Source organism: Streptomyces boncukensis (assembly GCF_011045075.1).
In the GTDB taxonomy this organism is placed as follows: domain Bacteria; phylum Actinomycetota; class Actinomycetes; order Streptomycetales; family Streptomycetaceae; genus Streptomyces; species Streptomyces boncukensis.
The window spans coordinates 1-10,343 of sequence record NZ_JAAKZZ010000261.1; the positions used below are offsets into that span (position 1 = coordinate 1).

A 10,343-nucleotide genomic window follows, 5' to 3' on the forward strand; every position below is an offset into this window, starting at 1 on the left:
GACAGGGGGTGGTTCCGAGTCGGAGGGCGGCCCGGGAGACGCCCTCCAGGAACAGCGGCATCTTCTCGGGGGTCCAGTCGACGACGTAGGCGGTCAGCTTCGCCACGTCCGCGAAGGTGGCGCCGACTCCGGCCAGCGCTGTGCCGACGTTGACGTAGCACTGCTCGACCTGCGCGGCGAGGTCGCCCTCGCCGACCGTGACGCCCTTCGCGTCCCAGGCGACCTGTCCGGCGACGAAGACCTGCCGCGACCCCGTCGCGACGGCCACCTGCCGGTAGACGTCGATCTCCGGCAGTCCTTCGGGGTTCACCAGCGTGATGGCCATGCTGTCCGTCTCCTTCCGGCAGAGACCCCGCGGTCTCTTGTGGTTACTCGGGGACTGTAGGAGAGTCTGCACTGACGTGGAAGAACGCACTTTTCGGTGACAGGGGAACCTGATGGTGACCAAGCAGCTCCAGGACGCGGACGCGGATCTGACGCGGGCGGACTCGCTGGCGCGGGAGATCTTCTCGGACGTCGCCAACAAGTGGGCCCTGCTGATCATCGAGGCGCTGGGGGAGCGCACCCTGCGCTTCAGCGAGGTGCGCGGGAGGATCGAGGGCATCAGCCACAAGATGCTCACCCAGAACCTGCGGATGCTGGAGCGCAACGGCCTGGTCGAGCGCACCGTGCACCCGACCGTGCCGCCCCGCGTCGAGTACACGCTGACCGCGCCGGGCCAGGGCCTCCGCGAGACGACGCACTACATGTGCGACTGGACCCACCGGTATCTGGCGGACATCGAGGAGTCCCGCCGCGCCTTCGACGCCGGAGCGCACGGCTGACGGCTGACGCCGGACGGCCGACGCGCTACTGGGCGCGCTCCCGGACCACCCGGGCGATGTCCAGGCTCCGCACCACCCGTATCGCGGGGAGCTGGGAGAGCAGGGAGGCCGCGAGCATCGCCGCCGAGGCCGCCAGCAGGGTGGTCGGGCCCAGATCGAGGTCCAGGGTGAACATGTCGCTGTTGAAGGACCGGAGCGACACGGAGGCGGCGGCCCACCCCGCCGCCAGTCCGAGCGGGATCGCCAGCAGGGTCGCGGTGAGGTTCTCGACGGCCAGCAGCGCGTCGATCCGGCGCAGGGAGACCCCCGCGGCGCGCAGGGTCGCCAGCTCGGAGGTGCGCTCGGCGACGTTGACGGTCATCGTGACGTAGACGACCGTCAGGGCCAGCACCGCGCCGAGCGCGAGCATCGCGCCGACGAACACCCAGAACAGGCTCAGCAGCTCGTCGAACTGGTGGCGCAGGGCCTGGGTGTCGGCGTACGCGACGACCCCGTCCACGCCGCTGATCCGCGCGCGGGCCCGGTCGCGCTCGGCCTCCCCGGTGCCGGGAGCGAAGCGCAGCTCGTAGGCGTTGCCCGCGGCTCCGGTCAGGGTGCGCGCCGTGTCCCGGGTGCTGTAGACCGCGGTGCCGAGCGGCTCGTCCAGCAGCCCGGCGAGCCGGGTGCGCGCCGTGCGGCCGTCCGGCGCGTGGACGGTGACCGTGTCGCCGACGGACACCCGCAGCCGGTCGGCGAGCGCCTTCCCGGCCAGGACGCCGTGCGCGGGCAGCCGCGCGTCGCCGCCGCCGTCGGCGCGGAAGCCGTGCATCGCGGTGCCGCGCTCGTAGCCGCCCAGCGACGTGGCGTAGGAGCGGCCCCGCGAGGAGACGGTGACCTGGGCCTTCGTCACCCGCTCGACGTCCGCGACGCGGGGGGTGGCGCGCAGCCTCGCGGTCAGGTCCCCGGCCGCGGGGCCGGCGGTGACGGTCGCGTCCTGCCGCTGTACGTCGTCGAACTGGACGTTCATCATGGACCGCATGCTGGTGAGCATGCCGACCGAGGCGAGCACGACGACCAGCGCCAGCACCGTGCCGGTCATCGTGGCCAGCGTGCGCCGCCTGCTGCGGGTGAGTTCGCGCAGCGCCAGGCGGCCGGTGAGCGGCAGGGCGCGGGCCCGCCCCACGGCCCGGCTCCAGGGGCCCGGCGGGCGCAGCCTGCCGCCGTCGCCGCGCATGGCCTCGGCGGGCGCGGCGCGGGACGCGGCCAGCGCCGGTGCGAGGCCGCTCAGCAGCCCCACGGCGACACCGAAGAGCAGCCCCGCGAGCAGCACCGGAGGGCGGGTGGTGACCACGGTGTCCGGGATCTTGAGCGCCGCGGTGTACGCGTGCGTCATGCCGGAGGTGGCGAGCATGCCCAGCAGGACGCCGAGGACGCCCCCGGCCGTGCCCGCCAGGAGGCCGTGCCCGAGGTAGTGGCGGACGACCTTGTCGCGGGGCGCGCCGGCGGCGAGGAAGGTGGCGATGACCTTGCGCTCCGCGAGCACCAGCCGGGTGATCAGGACGTATGCGGCGACGCCTGCGGCGGCCAGGAACAGCACGGGGAAGCCCAGGGCCAGCTGCTCGAAGCCCTTGAGGTCCTCGTGCAGCGTGGCGTTGGACGCCTGTTCGGCGCGCTCGGTCACATGCGCCGCGCCCGCCTTCCGCAGCGCGGCGGCGGCTTCCCGCTCCGCGCCGCCGCCCCGTGCCCGGTCCGTCATCCGCGCCAGGGTCTGCGCGGCGGCGTCCGGGCCCGCGAGGGCGCGTGCCGTCGCCTCGGGTGCGAAGAGGACGGCGAACGAGTGGGGGTCGGCGAGCACTTCCTGCCGGTCGCGCGCGGGCCACAGGTACTCGGGGGACACCGCCACGCCCCGGACGGTCAGGGAGCGCCACCGGGTGCCGTCGAAGGCGCGCAGCCGGTCGCCGGGGGAGAGGCCGAAGGTGTCGGCGGCGTGCTTCTCCACCAGGACGCCGTCCGGGGCGCTCGGGGACAGCCCGCGCCCCGAGGCCACCTCGACCCGGTTGACGGCGGGCTGCGCGCCGGCGGGCAGCCCGGCGACGCGGCCGATCAGCTTGTCGCCGCCGATGCGCAGCGGCCGGTCAGCCTGCGTGCGGGTGGTGACGGCGGCGACGCCCGGCGCGCCGCGCACCGCGTCGGCGCTCCGGTCCGGGCTTCCGCCGTCGGCCGTCAGATCGGCGAACCGCAGCCGCTCGTAGGTGCGGTCGTACGAGGAGGAGAGGTTGCGGTAGGAGTCGTAGCCGGCGACGAACAGCAGCACGCCCGCGAGCACGGTCACCGTGATCGCGGCGAACTGCGGGAGCCTGCGGCGCAGATCGCGCAGCGTCTTGCGGAACATGATGCCGGACATGTGCCGTCACCAGCCCACGCTGTGCGCTTCGGCCGGCGCCGCGTTCCGCTCCACGGAGTGGACGCGGCCGTCCCGCATGGTCACCACGCGGTGCGCGATGGCGGCGATCGAGGCGTTGTGGGTCACCATGAGCACGCCGCGCCCCTGCCGGTTGGTCTCCTGGAGCAGCGTGAGCACCGCCTTGCCCGTCGTCTGGTCCAGGGCGCCGGTCGGCTCGTCCGCCAGCAGCAGATCGGGGTCGGTGGACAGCGAGCGGGCGAGCGACACCCGCTGCTGCTGGCCGCCGGAGAGCTGGGCGGGGAAGTGGTCGGCGCGGTCGCCCAGCCCGACCGCGTCCAGCAGCTCGGGCACCCGGCGCCGGTCGCCGCGCCCGGTCAGCTCGATCATCACCTCGACGTTCTCCCGCGCGGTCAGCGTCGGCACGAGGTTGAAGAACTGGAACACGAAGCCGATCCGCTCCCGGCGGAAGCCGACCAGCTCCCTGGGCGGGTGCGCGGTGAGCTCCTGCCCCGCGACCCGTACACAGCCGCTGTCCGCCGACTCGATGCCGCCGATCACATTGAGCAGCGTCGTCTTGCCCGAGCCGCTGGGGCCGAGCACGACGGTCAGCTCGCCGGGCGCGAGGTCCAGGTCGACGTCGTCGAGCGCGGTCAGCGCGGCCTCACCGGTCCCATAGGTCCTGGTGACGCCGCGCAGCCGCACATCACCGCGTGCCGTCGCGGTCCGTGTCATCGGGTGTCTCCTCCGTTCCGGTCAGCCGGGTGAGGGGCCCGGCCAGTGACGTGGTGCGCAGCTCCGGGTCGAGCAGGCAGTGCAGGACCAGGCCGTCGAGGGCGGCGCCGAGCACGGCGGCCGTCGCCTCCGGGTCCGGCACGCTGTCCCGGGCCCGCAGCCAGTCGGCCATCGCGCCGCGCAGCTCCCGCATCAGCCCGGACAGCTCGCTGCGGAGCCGCTCGATACGGGTCGACGCCAGCAGGGTCTCGCTCATCAGGACGGTGGCCGGGTCCTCGGGGGAGTAGCCCTGCAGCACCGCGAGCAGGTCGGCGATGCCCGCCGAGGCGTCCCGGGCCTCCCGGAGGACGCCGAGCGCCGCCATCAGCTCGCGCCGCAGTGCGTCCAGGGCGGCGTCGACGAGGAGATCGGTGACCGTGCCGAAGTGGTAGTGCACGACACCGGCGCGTACGCCCGCGCGGTCGGCCATCTTCCGGGTGGTCACCGCGCCCCAGCCCTCCTCGACGATGAGCTGCACGGCGGCGTCGAGGAGGCGGGTGCGGGTGTGCGCGCCCCGTGTCGCGGAGTCCGTTGCCATACCTGCGCTCTTCCTTTCGGAGCGGTTTGGGCTATCGCCTTGGGCGTTCGTATTGGGCGAATGACCAAACGGTAGCACAGTGCGGGTCGGCACGGTGCGGGGTTCGTCCTGCCGTGCGGGGTGCGGCGCCGTCTGCGGGCGCCAAGGTTCGCGGCGAACCGATGTGCCCCGTCAGGGGCGCGGGGAACTGCGCGGCCGGCCACAGCGCGCCCGCAGACGGCACCGCACGGACAGGGGCAGCCCCTCCCCGGCGGGCGCCGGGCTAGCGGCCCACCGCGTACCCCTGCATGCCGCGCGGGTTGGCGGCGGCGGACAGCAGACCCGTCTCCGGATCGCGGGCCACCGCGCTCAGCCGCCCCTCGGACCAGGCGCCCCCGACCGTCACCGTGTGCCCGCGCCGCCGCAGTTCGGCCACCACCTCGTCCCCGGCGCGCGACTCGATCGCCACGCTCCCCGGCACCATGCCGCGCGGGTAGAAGGAGCCCGGAAAGCTCTCGGTGTGCCAGTTGGGCGCGTCGATGGCGCCCTGCAGGTCGAGGCCCCCGCGCACGCCCGCGCGCAGCGCGACCGCCAGGAAGAAGTGCATCTGCCACTGGTCCTGCTGGTCCCCGCCCGGCGTGCCGAACGCCAGTACCGGCACCCCCTCGCGCAGCGCGAGCGAGGGGGTGAGGGTGGTGCGCGGACGGCGGCCGGGCGTGAGGGAGTTCGGCAGGCCGCGCTCCAGCCAGGTCATCTGCAGCCGGGTGCCCAGCGGAAAGCCGAGCTCGGGGACGACGGGGTTGGACTGGAGCCAGCCGCCGCTGGGCGTCGCGCTGAGCATGTTCCCCCAGCGGTCCACGACATCGAGGTGACAGGTGTCGCCGCGGGTGCCGCCGTCCCGGGCGACGGTCGGCTCGCCCGCGCCCGCGGCGGGCCCGCCCCCGCCGCGCTCCGCGGCGCGCGCGGCGTGCTCGCCGAGGCGGGGCACCCGGCCGCCCGGAGTGCCGGGGCGCAACTCGTACGAGGCGTGCTCGCCGATCAGCGCGCGGCGCTCCGCGCTGTAGCCGGGGGAGAGCAGGTCGGAGAGCGGGACGCTCCCGGCACCCGCCGCGTCCCCGTACCACGCCTCCCGGTCGGCCATCGCCAGCTTCGTGCCCTCGACCAGGGTGTGCACATACGCGCCGCCGCCGTACGGCGGGAGCGCCGCCGGGTCCTGGGGCAGCAGGGCCAACTGCTGGAGGAGCGACGGGCCCTGGGACCAGGCGCCCGGCTTGGCGACGGTCCAGCCGTGCCAGTCGTACGTCACCGGCTCCTCGTAGGCCGCCGACCACCCGGCGAGGTCGTCGCCCGTCAGGGTGCCCGCGTGCCGCGTCCCGGAGGTGTCCATGGCGGGCCGTGCCGCCCAGCCGGCCAGCGCCTCGGCGATGAAGCCCTCCCGCCACACCCGGCGGGCCGCGTCGATCTCCGCCTCCCGGCTGCCGCCCGCCGCCTCGGACAGCAGTCGCCGCCAGGTCGCGGCCAGCGCCGGGTTCCGCAGCAGCGTGCCGGGCTCCGGAGGGCGGCCGCCGGGGAGGTAGAGCGCGGCGGAGCTGGTCCACTCGGTCTCGAACAGCTCGCGGACCGTCCCGACGGTCTCCGCCATCCGCTCGACCGGCGGGTGGCCGCGCTCGGCGTACCCGATGGCGTAGCCGAGCACGTCGCGCAGCCGCTTGCTGCCGTGGTCGCGCAGCAGCAGCAGCCAGGCGTCGAACGCGCCGGGCACGGCGGCGGCGAGCGGTCCTGTGCCCGGGACGAGGCTCAGGCCGAGCGCGGTGTAGTGGGCGATGCTCGCCCCGGCGGGAGCCGGGCCCTGGCCGCACAGCACCCGCACCGGGCCGTCCGCGGGCGCCAGGAGGATCGGCACCTCGCCCGCGGGGCCGTTGAGGTGCGGCTCGACGACGTGCAGGACGAACGCGGCGGCGACGGCGGCGTCGTAGGCGTTGCCGCCCTCTTCCAGCACGGCCATCCCGGACTGGGACGCCAGCCAGTGGGTGGAGGCGACCATGCCGTGGGTGCCCTGCAGCGTGGGGCGGGTGGTGAACATCGCGAGTTCCTCCTCGGCGGAGACCGGACGGTGCCACAGCGACGGTAAGGCGTAGGGGCTCCGCGCGTGCCGCGCGGGCTCTCCGGGACGCACGGGGCGCAGGGGACGGACGCACCGGCCGCTTCCCGTTGCCGGGCGCACGCGGGATCCGGGAGGCTCCCTGCCGCGCCCCCTCCCGTGCCTCCCGTGCGCCCTCACTGCGCGCCTTTCGCGGGGCGGGGCCCGTCCGTACGGTGAGTGACTGATCGCGTTCCCCGGAGCGGCACGCGCCGTCCGCCGCGCAGGACAGCTCGCCGCAACGCTCGCCGCACCCGCAGCAAAGGGGGAGCCCCATGTCAGCGTTCGCGGAGGGGAACACCGCGCCCGCGTGGCTCGCCGCCCGGCTGGGCGCCGACCCGGGGCACCGCGCCGACTTCGCCGTCGGCGGTCACCGGGTGCGGCTCCTGAGCAACGACCCCGCGGTGACGGAGTACGCGCGCGCGGCGCTGGCCCTCTCCTCCACGGCCGCGCCCACGGGGCCGGACCCCGCCGCGGACCCGGCCGTCACCTGCGTCGCCGCGCTGGTGGACCCGGCGGCCCTGCGGCAGCTCGAACCGCCCACCGACGGGCCGCCGCCCACGTCCCTCGCGCTGCACGGCGGCCGGTCCGGCACCGTCGTCCCCCTCGGTCCGCCGGGCCCGCCCGGCGAACGGCGCCTGCTGGCCTGCGCGGACGACCACCCGGGGCACTATGTGACGGACGCGGGCGAGCGCACCGTGCTGTACGTCGGCGCGGCCGGCGACCCGCGCTGCCTGCGCGAGCCCGCCGAACTGGTCGGCGCGCTGCTCACCGCGCTCGCCGCCGAGGACGGACTGGTGCTGCGGGCCGCCGCCGTGGGCTCCGAGCGGGGCGGCGCGCTGCTGGCCGGGCCGGACGAGGCCGCCGCCGGCGAGACGCTGGCGTCGCTGCTGTACGCGAACGGCACCGGCCTGCTGGCCCCTTCCCTGCTCCAGGTGACGGCACAGGAGAGCGGACCGGACGGGGACGCCGGGAGCGCAGGGGAGGACGGCGCATACGGCGCATACGGCGCGTACGGACTCCGGGTGCGGGGGCTGCCCATGGCGTACGCGGCGCACGCGCGGCTCGTGGCCGCACAGCCCGCGCTGCGGCGGCACCTCCTGCTGGCGGACCACCCCGGCGCCGGTGTCGCCCACTTCACCCCGGGCGAGCTCGCCGAGGCGCTGTCCTGCCCGCTGTTCGCCGAGGCGCCGCTGGCCATGATCGCGGGCCGGGAGGGCGGCGACGGCCGGGACGGCGCGCTGCGGCGGGCCGCAGCCGAGGCCGCGCGGCTGTTTCCGGCCTGGCACGGCATCGGGGCCACCCCGTCGCCCTGGCCCCCGCCCAGGGACGCGGAGCGCCTGGCGGCGGCGCTCTCCACGGTGCCCTGGACCCCGCTGACCGGCGACGCCGGTACGACGGCGGCGCGGGCCGTCGCCTCGGCGCTCCGCGAGCGGCAGGTGCCCGAGGCCGTCCCCCTCGCCGCCGAACCCCGCAACTGGCCGCGCCGCGCGCTGACCGGGCGCTGGGTCGCCGTCATGGAACACCGCGGGCCCGGCGGCGGGCTGTCCCTCGCCCCCGGCCGGGTACGCGCCGTCCCGCCGGGCGCCGTGTACGCGCTGCTGACGACGCCCGAGCCGCCACCGCCCGGCAGCGACCGGGTCGCGGAGGTCTCAGCGCTCGGCTTCGCGGAGTTCGGCGCCGGACTCCTCGCCGCCGGCGACATCGTGTGCGACGGCGCAGGCGGGGACGGCGGCGCAGGCGGGGACGGCGGGCCGCTCGGCACACTCCTCGGCTTCGACGAGTCCGGACTGCCCGGCCACCTCACCGTCATCCTCATCTCGGCCGACCGGCGCACCGGACGCCAGCGCCGCCTGGTACCCGGCGGCCCGCTGCACGTACCAGGACCAGGAGGCACACGATGATCCGCTGCGCCATCGTCGGAACAGGAGACTCGGCCCGGCGGCACGCACGCGTACTGCGCCGTGTGCGGAGCATGGCACTCACCCACGTGGTCGTCGCCCCCGGCGGCCGACTCAGCGCCCCGGACATGTTCGACAGCGCCGCAGTCACCGTCACCGACCGCCTCGCCGACGTGCTGGAGGACCCGCGGGTCGACGCGGTGCTCGTCTGCTCGCCCCCGCACACCCACCTGGACAGCGCCGAGTCGGTGCTGGAGGCGGACAAGCACCTGGTCGTCGAACAGCCCGTCGGGCTGCGGCCCGAGCGGATCCCCGCGCTGGAGCGGCGCGCGCGGGAGCGGGAGCTGGTGGCCATGGTGCCGTACCACTTCCGCTTCGTACCCCCGCTGATGTTTCTGCGACGCCGCGTCGCCGACGGCGAGTTCGGCCGGATCGCGCACGCCTACCACCGCATGTACCGGCTGCGCGAGGGCGCGGGGGAGTGGCTGTGGGACGAGGAGCGCAGCGGCGGCGTCATCATGGAGACCCTGGTGCACGGCATCGACCAGCTCGTCTGGATGCTCGGCACCCCGCCGGAGGCCGTGGCCGCGATGACCCACGCCGGCCGGAACGGTGTCGCCACCGCGGCCACCGTGCTGCTGCGCTTCCCGGACGGCGCGGTCGGCACCGTCGAGGGCTCCTGGCTGGGCGACCCGCAGGTGCCGTTCGGCAGCCTGGACCTGACGGGTACGGAGGGCTCGGTCGCCTTCGACCGGGGCCGGTTCGCCTCGTACTCCGCCTGCGGCATCCCGTACTGGATCGGCGGCGACGTCGCCTCCCGCGACGCGCTCATCGCCCGCACCCCCGAGGAGCACCGCGCACGCGGTATCGCGCTGCGGCTGCGCACCGAGGTCACCGAGCTGGACCTCGACCGCCAGCGGGTGCGGGCCCGCGAGCGCGACAGCGGCGCGGAGCGCTGGGTGGGCTTCGACCACCTGGTGCTGGCGACCGGCGCCCGCCCCGTGCGGCCCGAGCTGCCCGGTATCGACGCGCCCGGCGTCCACGGGGTCCAGACCCTCGACGACGGCCAGGCCCTCCTCGACGCGCTGGACGGCGGCGGGCACGGCGGAGGCGCCCGCCGGGCCGTCGTCGTCGGCGGCGGCTACATCGGCGTCGAGATGGCCGAGGCCCTGCTGCGCCGGGGCTGGCACACCACCGTCGTGGACCGGGGCGCGCAGCCGATGGCCACCCTCGACCCGGACATGGGCGCCCTGGTGCACGAGGCGATGTGCGGGCTCGGCATCGAGACCGTACGGGAGGCCGCCGTCACCGGCATCCTCACCGACTCCGCCGGAAGGGCGCGCGGTGTGGCGACGGCCGACGCCGAGTATCCGGCGGACCTCGTCGTGCTGGGCCTCGGCGTGGCACCGGAGACCACGCTGGCGCGCGCCGCCGGACTGCCGCTCGGCGAGAGCGGCGGGCTGCGCACCGACCTGGCGATGCGGGTGCGCGGCACGGACAACATCTGGTCGGGCGGCGACTGCGTCGAGGTGCTGAACCTCGTCTCGGGCCGCCCCCAGCACGTTCCGCTGGGCACGCACGCGAACAAGCACGGGCAGGTGATCGGCCGGAACGTGGGCGGGGACTACGCGACGTTCCCCGGCGTGGTCGGCACGGCGGTCAGCAAGGTGTGCGACCTGGAGATCGGCCGCACCGGGCTGCTGGAGCGGCACGCCTCGGCCGTGGGGCTGCGGTTTGTGACGGTGACGGTCGAGTCGACCAGCCGCGCGGGCTACTACCCCGGCGCCCGCCCGATGCGGGTGAAGAT

The 10,343-nt window shown here is 75.7% G+C and carries 7 protein-coding genes and 2 pseudogenes; 4 read left to right on the forward strand and 5 right to left on the reverse strand.

What is annotated here, in order from left to right:
* A partial coding sequence (locus G5C65_RS22500; protein ID WP_165300723.1) for a RidA family protein occupies positions 1–325 on the reverse strand: 325 nt, incomplete at its 3' end.
* 112 nt (positions 326–437) lie between these two features.
* Between G5C65_RS22500 and G5C65_RS22505 the strand changes: the two genes are divergently transcribed.
* Positions 438–824, forward strand: coding sequence for a winged helix-turn-helix transcriptional regulator (locus G5C65_RS22505; protein WP_165300724.1), 387 nt, complete (start codon positions 438–440; stop codon positions 822–824).
* A gap of 25 nt (positions 825–849) precedes the next feature.
* On the opposite strand, the gene G5C65_RS22510 is transcribed toward G5C65_RS22505, so the two are convergent.
* The 4 genes from G5C65_RS22510 to G5C65_RS22525 form a co-directional block, all read right to left on the reverse strand.
* Positions 850–3,207, reverse strand: a complete 2,358-nt coding sequence (locus G5C65_RS22510; protein WP_165300725.1) for an ABC transporter permease — start codon at positions 3,205–3,207, stop codon at positions 850–852.
* A gap of 6 nt (positions 3,208–3,213) precedes the next feature.
* Complete coding sequence (locus tag G5C65_RS22515; protein ID WP_165300726.1) at positions 3,214–3,939, reverse strand: ABC transporter ATP-binding protein; 726 nt, start codon at positions 3,937–3,939, stop codon at positions 3,214–3,216.
* The gene (locus G5C65_RS22520; RefSeq protein WP_165300727.1) at positions 3,911–4,516 is read right to left on the reverse strand and encodes a TetR/AcrR family transcriptional regulator; all 606 of its coding nucleotides are present in this window, start codon (positions 4,514–4,516) and stop codon (positions 3,911–3,913) included. Before G5C65_RS22520 ends, G5C65_RS22515 begins: the two co-directional genes overlap by 29 nt.
* 262 nt (positions 4,517–4,778) lie before the next feature.
* Positions 4,779–6,578 (reverse strand): gamma-glutamyltransferase family protein, encoded by a 1,800-nt coding sequence (locus tag G5C65_RS22525; RefSeq protein ID WP_165300730.1) that lies wholly within the window; start codon positions 6,576–6,578, stop codon positions 4,779–4,781.
* Between the two features lie 332 nt (positions 6,579–6,910).
* Here G5C65_RS22525 and G5C65_RS22530 point away from each other — a divergent pair, with 332 nt between their 5' ends.
* From G5C65_RS22530 to G5C65_RS39460, 3 genes and pseudogenes are all read left to right on the forward strand, one after another.
* Positions 6,911–8,539 carry a DUF6917 domain-containing protein gene (locus G5C65_RS22530; protein WP_165300728.1) on the forward strand — a complete coding sequence of 543 codons (1,629 nt, stop codon included), beginning with the start codon at positions 6,911–6,913 and terminating at the stop codon, positions 8,537–8,539.
* Positions 8,536–9,219 (forward strand): annotated as a pseudogene (locus G5C65_RS39455) (Gfo/Idh/MocA family protein); the annotation flags it as partial. The gene G5C65_RS22530 and the pseudogene G5C65_RS39455, both read left to right, overlap by 4 nt.
* Positions 9,220–9,276: 57 nt before the next feature.
* Positions 9,277–10,343: pseudogene (locus tag G5C65_RS39460) on the forward strand (NAD(P)/FAD-dependent oxidoreductase); the annotation flags it as partial.

Coding starts and splice junctions, on each gene's coding strand:
- G5C65_RS22505 (WP_165300724.1), top strand. CDS start 438: ATGGTGACCAAGCAGCTCCAGGACGCGGACGCGGATCTGACGCGGGCG.
- G5C65_RS22510 (WP_165300725.1), bottom strand. CDS start 3,207: ATGTCCGGCATCATGTTCCGCAAGACGCTGCGCGATCTGCGCCGCAGG.
- G5C65_RS22530 (WP_165300728.1), top strand. CDS start 6,911: ATGTCAGCGTTCGCGGAGGGGAACACCGCGCCCGCGTGGCTCGCCGCC.
- G5C65_RS22515 (WP_165300726.1), bottom strand. CDS start 3,939: ATGACACGGACCGCGACGGCACGCGGTGATGTGCGGCTGCGCGGCGTC.
- G5C65_RS22525 (WP_165300730.1), bottom strand. CDS start 6,578: ATGTTCACCACCCGCCCCACGCTGCAGGGCACCCACGGCATGGTCGCC.
- G5C65_RS22520 (WP_165300727.1), bottom strand. CDS start 4,516: ATGGCAACGGACTCCGCGACACGGGGCGCGCACACCCGCACCCGCCTC.